Genomic DNA, 17,373 nt, shown 5'->3' with positions numbered 1-17,373 from the left:
GGTTCCTACTGTCCCATGTCACCTAATACTATATACTTATATAAGTTGATTCGACACAAAAAATAATATCCTTCTTTTAATGTAGAATTTATCTTTATTTTTGCTTTTCTATAACTATCAAATAAAATATAAGTGCTAATTTACTTAAGTATATATTTCCTAAAGAACATTTATACTCTCCCTTTAGTAGGGTCAATGAAAAGGATGGTGTTTTTATGGATATTTCACTAGCAAAAGGGTTTCAACTATTCTCTCAGGAATTACATCATCATTTATCCCCTCAGATTCTTCAAAGGTTCGCAAAAGATGTAGGGTTTATTTGTCCTGCGAGTAAATTTAAATAAGGCTGAATAAGATAAAATCGTCATGCCGTTAAAGAAACTGATAATCTTCAAAAAACAAGCTGAATTAACATAAATAACTATCAAGAGATAAAAATTTTGTTTTGGGGGTGCCTCAAAATATTAGCTTGATGGGCATGTGGCGAGACCCCATATACTGAAAATTATGTACCAAATGGTATTCCTAAGGATCAATTAGATCAGGATTTTCGAGATGCTACTGAAAATTTATATAAGGTATTTCAAGGAGCATCTCATTTACTTATGGAAACAGTGCTTGGAGAAGGATTAAGTGATACATTACGCGATAAATAGTTGAATGTTTACTCATTTATTTTTGAGAACCGTCTTTTTGCTGACAAGCATTGACGGTTCTTTTTATGTCGAAATATGCTTATGAATCCAATTGATTTGTATTCAGACATTAAATTCACAACCTGGGTGTTTTTGCCCGAATCCCCGAAATGGGGGAATAAGCTTATGTTATTTAAACTTTATATCCAGTGTCAAAAAGTGTAGACAATGATAATGCAGGTAGAGCCTTTGTGGACAGATTAATACATTTACGTTATGAGAAAGATGATGGCAGCGTTGTAGTAATAAAACCTGAATAACCTAAAGCTCCAGAGGGAGAGAAAAAATGGGATTGGAATGATGAATGTAAACGTATTGCTAAACAGGAAGAACAAGGGAGAAGGGCTGCTTATATGCAACAAATGGGAAGGGAGAGATGAAATGACGAAGTAGAAACTTTTTATAAAAATAAACTTAATTAATCTAAAAAAAATGAGCAATGAACTCTGTTTTTTGGAATTGAAGGTAATATTTTACTGTTAAAAACCATATAATAAATCGCATTTTCAAATGCGATTTATTATGATTGGAGGAATTTTTGTGGAAAGAATTGGAAGGGAGAGGAAGATTTTTACAACAGATTCAAGTCAAATTATGAGTTGGGATGAGATTAAAGGAAAAGAGTTAGTGCAAATAAAAACTTTCAATGAAAAAAGGAGAGGGTACAATGAAGGTTTTAGTATGACTCTTGAACAGGAGAGAAAAGTTAATGCTCAGCTTACTAAGTGGACAGAACTAGTATTTTTTTTAAAAGCAATGGCTGAAGTGTCCCTAAGGGTTCAAGCACAAACACCTTTAAATTTATTTGATGAGGCAGGTGGTGCAATACGTCTACAAGCGCTTGCGAAAGCTGCAATTGCTATCGGGATTGAGTCTGATTTTACTGTTGAAGAATTAATGAAATCTCTATTAGCACAACCTGAAATGAGTGGGTTACCAGGACAGCTTATAGAATTAATTCTTGATGAAGTTACGTTAGAAGGTGAACTATATGCTCAAGCTGCGGTTGCTATTATGGCATACGCAAATATGGTGGTGACAGGTTCTTTTTTTAAAAGTGAGGATGTACCAGAGCCTGGTTTTCAGATGCTATATGAATGTGGTTATGGATTTATTGCAGGTGGAGGCTACCATTGCTTTGTTCAAGCAAAAATCCCAAATTCTCGAAGACTAGTAAACTTGATTTCAGACCATATTGTTGGTGAGATTCTTAAATCAGCAGAAGAAAAGAATATCTCATCTTATCAAATAAGTTTGGTGGAGGCTCCTTTAAAAATGGGATTACGCCTTGCTTATGAAATTGGAGAGGGTCTAGGAAATTCTAGTATTCATAGTGATCCAATTATGATGACTCGTAGTACTGGAATTATTATAGAGGAGGGACAAAGATGGTTTCTTAGGCAACTTGCCAGTTTTGGAGGAGAGCAAGTAACTAGTATTTTGCAATCAGTAGGAATCCCATCGTCAGAAATAAATAACCTAATTAAAAAAATGCCAATAAACCCCGATACGATGGAAGATCACTTGAATAATTTAATTAAAAATGCTTTCCTTGTAATATCAGAAGTTTCACAGGAAGAAATGAAAGCGACGTTGATACAGTCTATATCTATAATGTGGGCAGGATGGATTCTTTACATAGAAATGTCGAAGAAATTGATGGAAAAAGACGTTTCTCAATTTGAATTCAAAGGATCATTAGATACTAATATACCAGAATCAATTTTAAGGTGGATTAATAACGATCTAGGTAACCCACCTAATCAAATGTTAAAAATCGAGGATATTATTTCTTATTTAACTAGTAAACCACTAAAACAAATGCTTCAAAATCATCAGGAATTTCATTATATGATACAGTTGTTTCAAAAAGCTTTTACAGGAAATTCCGAAGAAGTTGTAAAGAACTTATTTGCAGTTCCACCTAGAGATCCAATGAATCCAGATGTTACTAGATTACAAGATTTGTACGATGGTCTTCAATTATATTATACAGAACATTTTTTAGAATCCATTAATAATATATCGAGTATAGTATTCCCTAATAACAGTGAATCTAAGGTATTGTTGGAAAATTCACTTCTTCCCGCTTTAGATATGAGTATACAAGTAGTCATTCCGGAGATGATTAAGTACTTCCCAAATGGTCAAGGAAGAAAAAAAGAAATGCTCGAAGGGTTTTCCTCTTCGCTACTTCCATGTATAGGAAGAACCATTATCCGACTTTTTGACGGAATTCTCTCACAAACTCAAAAGCAACTAGAAAAAAAACTGAACGAAGCAGCTAATCAGATTAAGAATATTGATGTTCCAAAAAGATTAAAAGGCTATTATGATGAAAATCTACTTGATTTTATGGTTCTACCTTTGGAAAAAGCATTACGATTAATATCAATCTATGTTGGAGAACATCCCTATCCAAAAGATGTTTTAGAATCTATGATGAAGGTATTTACTCCTATTCCGCCTGGACAGACTTTACAATACATGGAGAATTTAAAGGACCCCACGTGGATTCCACAAGCAGAGAGTCTCCAAGAATGTATGAGTGAACTAGCGGAATTTTTGTTCATGGATATGCCAGGGTTTAGTGGACAAATGATTATTGCTCTTCTCGACGCGATGCTTGCATATTTATTAAAAATCCTTGATGATCTCATTAAAAGAGTTCAGGGAATTGTTAATAATATAGTGAAAGAGATAACGAAGCAATTGAATGAAAAAATAGGAATAGTAGAACCGATAGTTGAACGTTATCGTAATTCAGAGATAATTGAATCTGAAATTGGCCGTATATTACTTCCATTCGCTCGCAAAGAAGTGGAGAAACAAATTGAGGGATCAATAAGACAATCTGTAGTTAAAGTAGTATTCCCCGAAATTGAAACTGCTTTTGGAGAATGGAATTTAGATGCTAAGAATGTACTGGATGCAATTCGTCAGAGACAAAAACAGGGATTTATCCAACTGGTTCTTAATGATTTGACTAATCATTTAAAACAGACGTTGAAAATACCTAGTTTTGACATAAATATTCCTGTTAAATTTCCAGATGTTACGATACCAGCTACTCTAATTACTCCTGCTATTAAAATTAAAGGTCGTACTTTTAATTTTAATGTGTATGATGTATCCTTACAACAAAAGGAAATTATAACTATAATAATTCAAAAAATCAGTGAAAAATTCGATTGGACGAGTGCTTATGCTAGAATTATGCGTTACGCTCCAAGTGTTTTTAAGATGGAACAGGATATTGAAAGTTTTATACAAAATAGAAAAGGCATAGAACGAGAGTACGGAGCAGAACAGAACCGTTCTCTGCCAATTATCCAAAACTTTCATGATGCAATGCTTATAGTTCGTCCATGCACTGAATCATTCGATAACGTTGAACTGTTCATTCATCTTCCCGGTAAATCAGATCTTATTTATCAAGGTGAAAGAGGATGGGACCAGGTAAATATTTACCTTAATCGAGTTAAACTTTCGTTACAAACATTCACTTATTTAGATGATATAAAAATATTAAATCGACCATCAGGTATTGTTTTATATCGTACTGTAAACATCCTAAATTTACGTAAAGGTGTTAATGTACTGCATGTAGTAATGAATAATTCTAAGAATTATAGAACCGAAGCTATGACAACTTTTGTTATTGAATAATTTTTTTATACAAAGGTCTAATGAACGGGTATTCCTATAAGATAAGAAAAGCTTAAATCTGTTAGTACGCATAGGTTTAAGCTTTTTCTGCTTTCCCATCGCTTCTTGTAGGTTTTCCATCACCAACTATTTGTGGCAACAATCATTTTACAATCATTATCTATGTGATATGCTTAAAGACATTTAAATATCCTCGAAATTTTAAGCTATAGTTCCATAAGAAAAATCGCTATGATATGGTAAATGTCAAAAAAAACTTGTCATTAAAAGATTGGACAAGGTTTTTTATTTTGAAAAAGGAGAACTATCATTTGTTTATTGTATGATTTTTTTTCTTTTTAAAATAATGTAAGTTGAGCAGAAGATATTTTTTCTCTGTTTGTGTAGGTTTCCTACTAAAAACTCCATTTTATCATACTGCTTATCTGTAATCGTTAATGTGCGAATAGAACCTTTTTCGGGAATATAGGGGCTATATCCCATTGCTATCAAGTTAAAAAATTTTTCACCCAAAACAAAAAAACGAGCTGAATTCACATAAATAACTATGGAAGAAAACAAAAACTTGGGATTAAAGAACTTGTGATGTATGACTATATTGGCTGTTTTTATTCAGAAGGATATATTAATCCTGAGTATACATTTGTATTTAATCATAAGGATATCGAAGAAATTATATTTGTAGGTTTTATAGAGGAGGAAGAAGAGGTATTTGTAGGATTGCTTAATTGAATATGATCTAGAAACAGATGATCTTCAAATTCCGATAAAACTAGCAATCTCCACGCCAAACTTGGACAAATCCTAAGCGGGGGAAAAACGGACGCGAAAATGATGAAGAGATTACTATTTTCAAATCAGTTGGTTTGGCTGTAGTAGATATTATCGTTGCGAATTATTTGTATGAGAAAGTAGTGGAGCGCGGGATGGGATTGAGTTTTGAGGGACTGCCTTTTGGTGGTCTTTTTTGCATAAAATCTTGTAAAGTAAGAAAAAGTTGAATATTAATATTCTAATATTCAATAGAAAGATAAAATGTTTTAAAGTTCAAAATAATACATTATAATATATTTAGTAAAATTAACCAATTTATATTTTGCTCATTATGTATTAAAGGGGAAATGAAAATGGCTGGACAAATTCGTATGTCACCAGAGGAGCTTAAATCAAAAGCAGCTCAATATGGACAAGGTGCAAATCAAATTGAGGACATTTTAAGTCAACTACAAAATTTACAAAATGAATTAAGAGGAGAATGGGAAGGTCGTGCTTTTGAAGGTTTTGATCAACAGTTCAATCAATTAAAGCCAAAAGTACAAAACTTCGCACAGCTATTACAAGAAATTAATATGCAGCTTAATAAAACTGCAGAAGCTGTTGCTTCTCATGATGAAGAATTATCACGTAATTTCGGTTTGAAATAAAAATTGTCATACTCTATATAATAAGCATTTTAAATGAGCCATACAGCTTATAGTGTATGGCTCATTTGATTGCATGCCCAACTTAGCTGGACACACGTTTAAAAAGAGTGATATTGATAGGGAATTTTCATATATTTATTGGGATTTCTTTGGCATCTTCTGAAAATTAGAGAAAGGATTTGAGTGATGGGACAATTTCAAAGTAATTTTCAAACGGCACAACAAATTGCTACGCAGATGAGAACAGCTTCGAATATAATCCAAAGTGCAACAAATCGTTCTATAACAAAGGCGACGCGTACAACACTATCTGTTAATTCCAAAGCACAAGAAGCGAATCAACAAATGTTAGATTTTACGAAACAATTTTCCACTGCCTTTCAACAAGCGGTCGATAATATTCATTCAGTAGCCCAAGAGTTTGAGAGAATGGATAACGAACTTCACAACACTTTTCGCTAATGTGACAACCTACGTAAGGGTAAAATAGTAGGAGGAATATAATGAGTCAAGATATTGAAAAACAAATCAATCAAGTAAATCAAAAGTTAAGAAGTGTATTTGAAGAACAAGACCGAAATCAATCCGCGATTCACATTCAGGAGCAAGCGGAAGCAGATTTTTATGAATGGAGAGGTCGAAACCATCGTTTGTTTGATCGAATTTTAGGAACTTGGCATGGTGATAGAGAAATGTCTCAGTTTTTTATGAATACATATCAAGAGGCACAACATATTGAACGAAAAGTCACATTTGAATTAGAAAACCAAAAAGAAACGTTGCTTAAAGAAAGACGAAACCTTAGTGATTTAGAAAACGACCTTTCCTATCAACAACAACAATTAGCGAGGGAGGTCAATGCATGAGCTTAAATATGTATTTAGGAGAAGTACAAGGCCAAACTCAAAGTATGAATGCTGTATGTAACGCTACTATTCAAGGTATGGAACAAGTCATTCAGTCAATTGATGCCTTTGCAATTGATACTGTTCTACAAGGACAAACTTATAGCAGTGCAAAATCATTTTTTGTACAAACCTTTCGTCCTTTAGCGCAAGGAATCATTTATCTGTGTGAAGAGTTAATTCGTCAGAACGATGCTTTTCCAAGTCAATTTCAATCACAAGTCGCTTCCACGGATGTAATTGAACAAGAAATATTAGAACAAATTCGAGAAATTGACCGAATGAAAGCAAGTATGGAAGCCATCAGCCAAGCTATGCTAATCCCAGGTATGGACGCTATGGCGAATCTTTTTACTGTGATGAGGAAAAAACTGCAAGAAAAGCTGGATCATTTGTATCAATTCAATCAGACCTCTAGTAATAATTATAGTACAGCACTTCAATTAGCAGCTAGTATTGCTGCAGGTCTTGCAGAAGTTCAAAGTGGGAAAGGGTTTAGTCCTGCAAGTGGTACATTTAGTACGCAGGGATTGAATATGGAGTGGACAACTTCTATTCAGGAGATTAATGAAGATAGGAAGCGTCAGGCCGATAATCATTTAAATGGTAGTTCAATTGAAGAAGGAACAATGTGTGGTCCGTTAAATAGTGAGAAAAAAGATGAATCTTTACTAGATACGTTTAAACATGGTGTCGAAGATATTTATGAAGGTGCTTTGGACTTTATACAAGGCGCTGGCAGTGCAGTAGCTGAAGACTATATTGGACTAACACCACTTGATAATGATAAATTAGAAAGCAAAGCAACTTATCAAGCTGGAAGATTTACTGGACATGTTATATCAACGGCAGGATCTATTGTAGAAATTTTTGAAGGTATTTCAGTCATAGGTGGGGCTAATTTCTTAACATTCGTCGCAGAAGTAGGAAGTGGTGGGTTAGCATCACCAATTGTTCTTCCATTAGATGCAGTTGCTACAGCGGCTGGTGTTGGTGTTGTTGTACATGGTGGATTGGTTTGGGATAAATCGATTCAAAATGCTAAGGATACTCTTCAAAAATTCGAGTCTTCTCCATCTTCTGGTGAGCGTATTAATAAAGTTAAAGAGAATGGTAAACTTAATAAAGAGGAAAATGCTACTAAAGGGATGGATAATACCAGTAATAAAACCAGCGGAGATAATCCAAAAGTAATTGAGGAATTAGAGGGACCTGTTATTGATGGAAAGCGAGTTGGAAGTGGAGAAAAGATTGATAAAGTAAAACCTATTTGGGGAAGAGATGAAAAAGGAAAGCCTATCATAGTAAAAGAGTTTCCTCATGTCCCTAAGGAACATGGCTTTTCTGATATTGTTGATAATTACTCAAGATTTGCTGATGAATTTCCATTGGTGGGAGGAGATCGCATTAGTAGAAGATTCTTCCAAATAGAAGGAAGCAATGGTGGTAAAAAAGGCGTCTTTGAGTGGATTGTTGAACCAAATGGAAATGTAAGTCATAGAAGATTTATTGAAAATGGTACTGTTACAGGGAAACCAAATCAAGTTCCAAAAAAGTAAAAGGAGAATTATATGGATTTAATAGATTTTAAGAACAAAGGTCTTAAGTATGATTGGAAAACTATTTATACCGGTGTAAATAAAAAATATTTCGAACCGAATGTCATTTCTGATTATGCGGTAGAACTAATGGAAGCCGGTGATGATGAAGCTTTTGTTAATGAACTAGCTTGGGGAATAGATTCTAGTGATTTAGATAAAATTTTGTTTGAAATTAAAGATTTCCACTTTCCTAATCTAGAAGAAAGTAGTGAAGAATTACAGAATGAGATAAGTAAACTCAGATTCGTTTACTTATCTAAGTTAAAAGAAAAGATTACTGATGAGGATGAACTATTAAATAGAATTGCAGAGTTTTATGATAGACATGATTATCCTGAAGATATGACATGTTTTATTACTTATATGCCCCAAGATACCCCAACTACGAAGGAAGATTTGTTAAATAGGTTTTATAAATTTTTGGATTCAGAGAAAAAATTTATTGAATAGCTACTTTGCTAGATTCTGAGGGCAAGAAATGAATTTTTTGAAGAACAAGCCTTCTTTAAGATTGAATATTTCAATGAACCATGTTATCTAGCTTGGAGTAAGTGAAGAGAAAGTTACATATGGAGAATGATCAACAAAAGAGACCTAACATTTGCGGTCTCTTTTGTTGATTTAAATTAAAAAGTATCATTTAAGTGGATGCCCTTTTATACCTCTTACTTTACATACAAATAGGCTTCAATTGCTGATACATAGTATCTTTTATCCTTGCTGTTATGTACTTTGTATTGTGGTGCTCCATTCACAGTTACCTTTACATCAATGGTAAATCCTAATTTTACCTCTAAAGCACCAACAACATCTTTACCCTGCCAAGAAAGAGATTCATCGAGTTCAGGTAAACGAAGAACATAGAATACATAATTTTAACTAGATTTATTATTAACTAAACTATCCCCACCACCAAGCTCCGCCTCAATCTGCGAAGTCTTCGATGACTCATCCATACGCCAATATGTGATAAAGCTGATAGCGATACAACCAGCTACGTAGAAGTAGAATAGGGACTCCATTCCGATACTCTTTAGCCATAGTGCGATGAACTCGGCTGTTCCGCCAAATATCGCAACTGTTAGTGCATATGGTAAACCTACGCCAAGTGCGCGAATTTCGGTCGGGAAGAGTTCTGCTTTTACAATTGCGTTAATTGATGTGTAACCAGTAACGATAATGAGACCGACCATCATGAGTAAAAATGCTACGATTGGTTCTGTCGTTTTTTCCATGAAGAAGAAGATCGGTGCTGTTAGTAATGTTCCGAGAATACCGAATGCCATTAATAGTGGGCGGCGTCCGATTTTATCGGATAGTAGCCCCGCAATTGGTTGAAGTACAACGAAAATAAGTAGTGCGATAAAGTTAATCCAGCTTACAACTTCTTTCGGAAGACCGACTGTGTTTACCATGAACTTTTGTAAATATGTTGTGTACGTATAGAATGCGACAGTACCTCCGAGTGTTAGGCCAACTACTGTTAATACTGCTTTCGGGTGCTTCATAAGAGCGCGAACGGTTCCTGCGCTTTCGCGTTTTTGCGATTTTATGTTTGCGAACTGTTCCGATTCATCCATTGTACGGCGAAGCCATAATACAGCTACTGCGCCCATTGCTCCAATAATGAACGGGATGCGCCAGCCCCAAGCTTTCATATCTGGTTCGCTTAGTAATTGCTGAAGAACAATTTGAACGCCTAACGCAACCATTTGTCCGGCAACGAGCGTGACATACTGGAAGCTTGAATAAAAGCCGCGGCGTCCACTACTAGCCATTTCAGATAAATACGTTGCGGAAGTTCCGTACTCTCCGCCGAGTGATAATCCTTGTAGTAAACGGGCAAGAACTAAAATAATTGGTGCCATAATACCGATGCTTTCGTAACTAGGTGTACAGGCGATAATTAAGGAACCACCGGCCATAACCGTAATGGAAAGCGTTAATGCTGCCCGGCGTCCGTGCCGATCCGCATAGCGTCCCATTAATAAACTTCCGATAGGGCGCATTAAAAACCCAACTGCGAAAATAGCTGCTGTGTTGAGTAACTGACTCGTTGGATCTCCTTTAGGAAAGAACTCTGCTGAGAAGTAAACAGCGAAAGCAGAGTAAACGTACCAATCGTACCATTCAATTAAATTGCCGACAGAACCTTTGAAAATATTGCCGGCGACTCGATTAGATTTTGCTTGAGCCATAATAATTCCTCCTCTTGCTTATAAATAAAATGATAATTATGAAAGCGTGTTCATTATAGTTGAATTGTACTGTCTGTAGAATAAAATCTCAATATTATGACAATTTTATTCTTTTTGTACTTTATGTACATGGAGAGTTTTAATAGTTGCTTCCTTATTCGTTTTGTCATAATAATAGAAAAAGGAGATTGATAGTTTAGAATATTTTATCAAAGGATATGAAGCATGAAAAAATCACGCAAAGTGTCATTACAAACGAAAATAGTAAGCTTAATTATCGCGTTAATTTTATTTGTCGTTCTCCTATTAACAGGAATATTTGTTTACATTCAGTCCGTTGATACGAAGCACCAAGTGGAACAGTTAGCACTGCAAACGGCTAAATCTCTTTCTTTCATGCCAGCTATAAAAGATGCTTTTCAAAATAAAGAACATAAAAGTACGATCCAATCCATTGCGGAACAAGTTCGTGAGCAAGCTGATGCAGATTATATCATTATAGAAGATCGCTTTGGGGTGATGTATTCCCATTCAAATTCGGAATTAATTGGCACAAAGAGTAACAACCCGTATAACTATGAGGCACTTACTTTTGGTGGCTATTATACACTCGAAGGAAATGGTACAAGTGGTCCAGCTTTAATGGCGAAAGCACCCATTATTGTTCGTAATGGAGATTACGAACAAGTAGTAGGCGTTGTGACAGTAGAGTTTTTAATAAAAGGTATTGAATCTAACATACTGAGCAGAACGAAAGAAATTATACTCTTTTCCTTAGCTGTATTAGTAGTCGGAATTATTGGCGGCATTCTTTTAGCACGTAGCATTCGGAAAGACACACTCGGTTTAGAGCCAAATGAAATTGCAGCGTTATACCGTGAAAGAAGTGCGATATTACTATCTATAAAAGAAGGAATTATAGCTATTGATCAAAACGGTTTTATTACGATGATGAACACCTCGGCAGAAGAAATGCTACATGTAAATTGTGATTATATGCAGCAACACATTTCAAAAGTTTTACCAGAATTTAATATGGAAAGAGTGCTAGAAAACGATCAAGAAATCGCGTTTCAAGATAAAGTGTTTATTTTAAATAGGACGCCGATACTTGAAAATAACAGTACGGTAGGAATGGTATGTAGTTTTAGAGATAAAACAGAACTGCAAAACCTTGTGAACACAATATCTGAGGTAAGAAAGTATTCTGAGGACTTACGCGCTCAAACACATGAATTCACAAATAAACTTTTCGTCTTATCGGGATTACTTCAGCTAGGACATTACAAGGAAGCGATTGAATTTATTCAGCAAGAATCTAATATTCATCAAAGCCAAAATCATATTTTATTCCATCAAATTCATGATGCAAAAGTACAAGCAATTTTATTAGGGAAAATCGGAACAGCATCTGAGAAGAAAATTGATTTTCATATTGAAGGAGATAGTGCGCTTCATCCGTTACCAGACCATATAAAGGTGTCGCACCTCATTACGATCCTTGGAAACATAATCGATAATGCGTTTGATGTGGTGAGTGGGCAAGAGGAGAAGAGAGTTTCCTTCTTCGTTACGGATATAGGACACGATATTGTATTTGAAGTGATAGATAGTGGGATAGGAATACCGGTAGAAAAAATTACGACCATTTTTCAAAAAGGATTTTCAACGAAAGGGAATGATCGTGGTTACGGATTAGCGAATGTGAAAGAAATGGTAGATCTACTAGAGGGAACAATTGAAATTCAAAACGAGAAAAATGGGGGAGCGATTTTTACAATTTACCTTCCGAAAACATTGAGAGAAAGTACATGACAAACAGGGGGATGGGCATATGTTGAAGGTTGCAATTGCAGAAGATGATTTCCGCGTCGCGCAAATTCAGGAAGAGTTTTTATTAAAAATAAAGGACGTAAAAGTGATTGGAAAAGCATTGAACGCGAAAGAAACGATGGAACTACTACAAAAGGAAGAAATCGATTTGCTTCTATTAGATAATTACTTACCAGATGGAATTGGAACTGACTTATTACCACAAATTCATGCTGACTTTCCAAACGTTGATGTCATTATGGTGACAGCGGCGAATGAAAACCATATGTTAGAAAAAGCAATTCGAAATGGTGTAAGTAACTACCTTATAAAACCGGTCACGTTAGAAAAATTCGTTCGCACAATTGAAGACTATAAAAGAAAGAAGCAACTATTACATAATAACAATGAAGTAAATCAAGCACTCATCGATAATTTTTTCGGCATTTCACAAACACAAGACATAAAAAACTTACCGACAGGTGTTGATCCGTTAACACTGCAAAAAGTGAAAGGAGTTATAAAAGGATTCGAAGAGGGCATTACAATAGAAGAAATGGGAGAACAAATGGGGGCCTCCAGAACAACCGCAAGAAGATATTTAGAATACTTAGTAGCGACAAACGAATGCACAGTAGAGTACACATACGGCATTATCGGACGACCAGAACGAAAATACCGAATAGGAAGAGGACTATGAAAAAACGATTATTACTATGTATATGGATCATGACAGGAGTAATAGTAATAGCTGGTTGTTCCTCGGAAAAATCCCATACGAATAAAGTGAACATCGACAAATTAGAAATCGTTGCGCCAAACGTTCAAGGAGCAGGATGGGACTTAACAGCACGAGCAATGCAAAAAACACTAACAGAAGAAAAAATCTTCACAAAACCAATCACAGTCACAAACAAAGTAGGTGGCAGCGGTGATGTCGGATGGAAATATACGAAACAAAAAGGCGGTCACGTACTGGCGATTAACTCAAGCTTACTCATAACGAACAACCTACTAGGCCACAGTAAACTAACATATAAAGACTTCACACCGCTCGCAATACTTGCATCAGATTGGGAAGTTGTTGTCGTATCAAAAGACTCAAACATAGAAAACGCAAACGAACTAATGAAACAACTAAAACAAAACAAGAAAAACTTCAAAATCGGCGTTGCCCCAGGCCTAGGAAACGACGATCACCTATCCTTCGTACAAGTAAGCAAAGCATTCGGCATAAACCCTGCCGAACTACAATTCTTCGTCTACGAAAACAAAGAAAAAATCATAAACGCCCTAACGAACAAACAAATCAGCGCCGCAACCATGACCCTATCCGAAGCCGAAAAACAATACAAAGCTGGCAAAATAAAAATACTAGCCGTATCCGCACCAAAACGACTAGACCGACTACCAGAAATCCCAACATGGAAAGAACAAGGAATCGACGTCATCTTCCAACACTGGAAAGGGATCATGGGCCCAAAAGATATGACGGAGGAAGAGGTTGCTTATTGGGATGGTGTTATTAAGAAGATGGTGGAGAGTGATAGTTGGAAGGGGATTTTGAGGGAGCGGGGTTGGGAGAGTTTTTATAAGGGGAGTGGGGAGAGTAGGGTGTTTTTGGAGGAGAAAGTTTTTGAATATGGAGGAATGATGAGAGAAGGTGGAATGAAAAAATAAGAGGTAGTAATCATATAGAAACAAAGTGAATTTGTTATAAACAAAAATCTCCTTCTCAATTCACATAATAATTACGTAAATAGAGAAGGGGATTTTTGGTGATATAAAGATTGTAGGTTAAACTAAATTACTCTTTAACGTTATTGGCAATAACAGAAGCAATATAAGAGTTATTCAGCCAATAACACTGCTTTGTAATATGCTGACCATTAGGTAAAGTTACTTTATCAGCACCATTGCGAGCTTTTGGTCTAATATGCGCAACGCCATTGAAATTTATTTTTGGTAGGTTATTTGCTTCGACGACTTTATCACCACGTTTTTTATATTCAATTTGAATACCCTCACGTATTACTTTATTCACTTCTTCCCATAGTTCACGTATTTCTTTTTCTATTGTAGGAGCAGGCATGTTCCAGAGTTTAATCCCTTTAAAGTAGAGTTTACGGTTTGGATTTTCTTTTTTTGTTTGGTTAAATTCAAAAATTACGAATAAAAACTTGGTTTGATAGAAGCGTTCTCGAACTTCGCTTTCTTCCCAGGATTCATTTGTCCATTGATGAAAATCGATTGTTTCAAATGACATGCTTTGTTCGGGTTTACCGTTGGGTTCTAAACGAACTGTTTTAAATTCTATATTAGCTTTCGCAAATTCTTCAATTTTATCGAGTCGAGTTCCTTTGATACCAAGTAAAGAGCTTACTAATAGTGGAACAAAGCTTTTTGTTGTAGGTTTGTAATCAATAGATAATTTTTGAGCGATTTCTTGATCAGTTAAGCCTATGTAATTTTCAAATTTTGAATAAAGGATTTCTTCTAAAGATTTTCCTTTTAGTTCATTTGTTGTTGTAAAACTTACTAGTTCTTCGTTTAGGTGATACCTGCGAACTAGTGCTGTCATGTAAGAAGGCTTTAACGAAAAAGCTCTTTGCATTGCTGGAATTTCAGAATACGGTTGTGAGCGAAGGGAGTTTTTATTGGAACCTTTTGTACAAGCTCCTAAATAGTTTGTATCACCTTCAGATAATTCATGTGCTTTGCCGGCACGAATTTTATTTACGATGGTTTCCCAGTCTTGTCTAATTATTTCTAAATCAGCTTCGGGATAGGTGAATAAAAGGCTTTTTGTAATGTGAAAATCTTTACGGTCTACACCAGGTACCCATTCATAGAACATTAATAGTAGTTTTTCATTTTTCTTCCAAAAGCTTGATGTTTCAAAGTGTGTATGAACTTCTTCCATATAGTTGATAATATTTAAGACTAGCCTCTCTTTGGCAGATAGTGAACCGTTTTTATTTTGTTTAAATGCAGTTACTTTAAGTTCAACACCAAGGTGTTGAAAGTCAGCTTCTGCGTTTGAATTGACTTCATATCCAAAAAAGCTTTCCTCGATTACTTGCCCTAGTCCACCTTTTGATTTAGCATTTGCAAGTCGGTCAGTTGTATCGATTTCACCAAATGTTTTTCCTTCAGCTTCATGTGCTTTTTTCATTAGTTCTTCTATTGTAGTATAGTCCATAATAAACTCCTTTCTGTATCCAGTACTGCGTTGTATGATTTTAAACAATACATATTAAAGTTATGCTATAATAAAAAGCTGTTTCAATTTTATATAAGTAAAATTTATAAGAAGGAAAAGACGATTTGTTTTATTAGATAACGGCTATATTGGATCTGTTCAAGGGAAGTTTCTTCCTTTATAATATTGATATAGTAGCGAACTGTTTCCTTAATTGTTACAAGCCAAAATAAGGAATTGTAAAAAAGTATGGTTCTTGAAATGTTATAGTTGATCTTTTCCTCACTTTTTATTATAATGAAGCATAGATAAATAAAATACCGAAAGGATGTTCGTGTATTTATGGTGAAAGTAGTAGAACTTTTCGCGGGAGTAGGAGGTTTTAGATTAGGACTAGAAGCAAGTGAAAACTTTGAAGTTCTTTGGGGAAACCAGTGGGAGCCCTCAACTAAAGCACAACATGCATTTAATTGTTATGCAACTCGCTTTGAAAATAAAGGAATACATGTAAATAGAGATATAGCAGAAGCTTGGCCGGAAATACCTGAGCATGATTTATTAGTAGGTGGATTCCCTTGTCAAGACTATTCTGTAGCACGTACTTTATCAAATGAAAAAGGAATACAAGGAAAAAAAGGTGTTCTTTTTTGGGAGATAATGAACATAGTTAATTCTCGCAAGCCAAGATTTGTTTTGTTAGAGAATGTAGATAGATTATTGAAATCACCAGCAAAACAAAGAGGTCGTGATTTTTCTATTATGCTGGCGAGCTTTAGAGACGCAGGTTATGTAGTGGAATGGAGAGTTATTAACGCTGCGGATTATGGAAATTCTCAAAGAAGACGAAGAGTATTTATTTTTGCGTATTTAAAAGAGTCTCATTTCACATCTGTTCAAAGTAAAATGAAGCCTTTAGAGATATTGTGTGAAAATGGATTTTTCGCTCCAATTTTTAATGTGCATGAAGCACCTGAAGAAAACAAAAAAAGAGGGCAATTTGAGTTGCCAGTCGATATTATTGAGGTTTCTGATACATTTAAAGCTGAATACTATAATTCTGGCGTAATGATGGATGGACAAGTATATACGGAAGAATTAGTTCCAGTAACTGAAAGTCCAGAGACTTTACGTGAAGTTGTTCAAAAGGTATATGATAAATTTGGCCCTGCAGATGAATCGTATTATTTAAAAATGGATAAGGTTAACAAAAAGGGCAGAACGGAATTTGAGGAACTTAAGTATCTTAAAGGTCCTAAAAAAGAAGAAAGAGTATCAAAGGCGACAGGTCATAAATATTTCTACTCTGAGGGAGGAATGGCTTTCCCTGATGATTTAGATAAGCCTGGGCGTACAATGTTAACAAGTGAAGGAACATGTAATAGAAGTTCCCATGTTATTGAAGATCCTTATACAAAAAGACTAAGATATTTAACACCAGCTGAATGTGAACTGTTAAATGGTTTCCCAATGGACTGGACGAATACAGGAATGCCACAAAGAAACAGATACTTTTGTATGGGAAATGCTTTAGTGGTTGATTTGGTGGAGCGAATGGGTCAAAGGATTTTAGAGATTAACAAAGAAGAAGAGAAGATGGATAGTATTGTGCAATTGAGTTTGTTTTAGGAAATAAATGTGGCATAGGCTTCTGATACGTTTAAAATAATAAAGTGTTGGGATAACCTGGGTTCTATAGTTATAGGCTCGGGTTATTTTTTATGTGATTTTTGAAATTTAGAATGGAGTAGTTGATTAAGTATGATTAGCCTTATTAAAATTGTGCAAGAAAGTCTGGTGAATTGTTTTGCTTTAAGTAATGTATAATAGTATACAAGAAACATTACACGTGAATATTATAACTATAGGT

General features: G+C 35.0%; 13 protein-coding genes and 3 pseudogenes. 13 read left to right on the top strand and 3 right to left on the bottom strand.

Going from position 1 to position 17,373, the window contains the following annotated elements:
* Positions 1-844: 844 nt before the first annotated feature.
* From ABWK52_RS15525 to ABWK52_RS15485, 9 genes and pseudogenes are all read left to right on the top strand, one after another.
* A pseudogene (locus tag ABWK52_RS15525) lies at positions 845-1,075 on the top strand (hypothetical protein); the annotation flags it as partial.
* 160 nt (positions 1,076-1,235) lie between these two features.
* On the top strand, positions 1,236-4,364 hold the full coding sequence (locus ABWK52_RS15520; RefSeq protein WP_098541640.1) for a hypothetical protein: 3,129 nt from the start codon (positions 1,236-1,238) through the stop codon (positions 4,362-4,364).
* A gap of 546 nt (positions 4,365-4,910) precedes the next feature.
* Positions 4,911-5,096, top strand: a pseudogene (locus ABWK52_RS15515) (DUF4176 domain-containing protein); the annotation flags it as partial.
* 116 nt (positions 5,097-5,212) lie between these two features.
* A complete protein-coding gene (locus ABWK52_RS15510) occupies positions 5,213-5,365 on the top strand; it encodes an ornithine cyclodeaminase (RefSeq protein WP_229163620.1) in 153 nt (50 codons plus the stop codon).
* Between the two features lie 126 nt (positions 5,366-5,491).
* Positions 5,492-5,788, top strand: coding sequence for a WXG100 family type VII secretion target (locus ABWK52_RS15505; protein WP_000918587.1), 297 nt, complete (start codon positions 5,492-5,494; stop codon positions 5,786-5,788).
* A gap of 186 nt (positions 5,789-5,974) precedes the next feature.
* Positions 5,975-6,250 (top strand): TIGR04197 family type VII secretion effector, encoded by a 276-nt coding sequence (locus ABWK52_RS15500; RefSeq protein WP_000529655.1) that lies wholly within the window; start codon positions 5,975-5,977, stop codon positions 6,248-6,250.
* A gap of 41 nt (positions 6,251-6,291) precedes the next feature.
* On the top strand, positions 6,292-6,654 hold the full coding sequence (locus ABWK52_RS15495) for a DUF3958 family protein (protein ID WP_000076120.1): 363 nt from the start codon (positions 6,292-6,294) through the stop codon (positions 6,652-6,654).
* A complete protein-coding gene (locus ABWK52_RS15490) occupies positions 6,651-8,252 on the top strand; it encodes a T7SS effector LXG polymorphic toxin (RefSeq protein ID WP_098541691.1) in 1,602 nt (533 codons plus the stop codon). Before ABWK52_RS15495 ends, ABWK52_RS15490 begins: the two co-directional genes overlap by 4 nt.
* A gap of 12 nt (positions 8,253-8,264) precedes the next feature.
* A complete protein-coding gene (locus ABWK52_RS15485; protein ID WP_065704754.1) occupies positions 8,265-8,744 on the top strand; it encodes a DUF2247 family protein in 480 nt (159 codons plus the stop codon).
* Positions 8,745-8,959: 215 nt separating this feature from the next.
* On the opposite strand, the pseudogene ABWK52_RS29780 reads toward ABWK52_RS15485, so the two are convergent.
* Both ABWK52_RS29780 and ABWK52_RS15480 read right to left on the bottom strand, forming a co-directional pair.
* Positions 8,960-9,130: pseudogene (locus tag ABWK52_RS29780) on the bottom strand (N-acetylmuramoyl-L-alanine amidase); the annotation flags it as partial.
* Positions 9,131-9,169: 39 nt separating this feature from the next.
* The gene (locus ABWK52_RS15480; RefSeq protein WP_042597221.1) at positions 9,170-10,492 is read right to left on the bottom strand and encodes an MFS transporter; all 1,323 of its coding nucleotides are present in this window, start codon (positions 10,490-10,492) and stop codon (positions 9,170-9,172) included.
* Positions 10,493-10,717: 225 nt separating this feature from the next.
* Between ABWK52_RS15480 and ABWK52_RS15475 the strand changes: the two genes are divergently transcribed.
* From ABWK52_RS15475 to ABWK52_RS15465, 3 genes are read left to right on the top strand one after another with little or no spacing between them, the layout of a single operon-like run.
* Positions 10,718-12,307: an ATP-binding protein gene (locus ABWK52_RS15475; protein WP_098541693.1), complete on the top strand. Its 1,590-nt coding sequence runs from the start codon at positions 10,718-10,720 to the stop codon at positions 12,305-12,307.
* Positions 12,308-12,326: 19 nt separating this feature from the next.
* Positions 12,327-13,004: a response regulator gene (locus ABWK52_RS15470; RefSeq protein WP_098541696.1), complete on the top strand. Its 678-nt coding sequence runs from the start codon at positions 12,327-12,329 to the stop codon at positions 13,002-13,004.
* On the top strand, positions 13,001-13,984 hold the full coding sequence (locus ABWK52_RS15465; protein ID WP_098541698.1) for a tripartite tricarboxylate transporter substrate binding protein: 984 nt from the start codon (positions 13,001-13,003) through the stop codon (positions 13,982-13,984). The genes ABWK52_RS15470 and ABWK52_RS15465 overlap by 4 nt, the downstream gene beginning before the upstream one ends.
* A 127-nt stretch (positions 13,985-14,111) precedes the next feature.
* On the opposite strand, the gene ABWK52_RS15460 is transcribed toward ABWK52_RS15465, so the two are convergent.
* On the bottom strand, positions 14,112-15,506 hold the full coding sequence (locus ABWK52_RS15460) for a Sau3AI family type II restriction endonuclease (RefSeq protein ID WP_098541700.1): 1,395 nt from the start codon (positions 15,504-15,506) through the stop codon (positions 14,112-14,114).
* A 342-nt stretch (positions 15,507-15,848) separates the two neighbouring features.
* On the opposite strand from ABWK52_RS15460, the gene dcm reads away from it, so the two are divergent.
* Positions 15,849-17,132: a DNA (cytosine-5-)-methyltransferase gene (gene dcm, locus ABWK52_RS15455; RefSeq protein WP_098541702.1), complete on the top strand. Its 1,284-nt coding sequence runs from the start codon at positions 15,849-15,851 to the stop codon at positions 17,130-17,132.
* Positions 17,133-17,373: the final 241 nt, after the last annotated feature.

The sequence above is a fragment of the Bacillus sp. AP50 genome (genome assembly GCF_040492675.1).
Classification (GTDB): Bacteria; Bacillota; Bacilli; order Bacillales; family Bacillaceae_G; genus Bacillus_A; species Bacillus_A cereus.
Note: the sequence above shows the minus strand (reverse complement) of the source record. Positions and strands in the feature narration are given on the sequence as shown.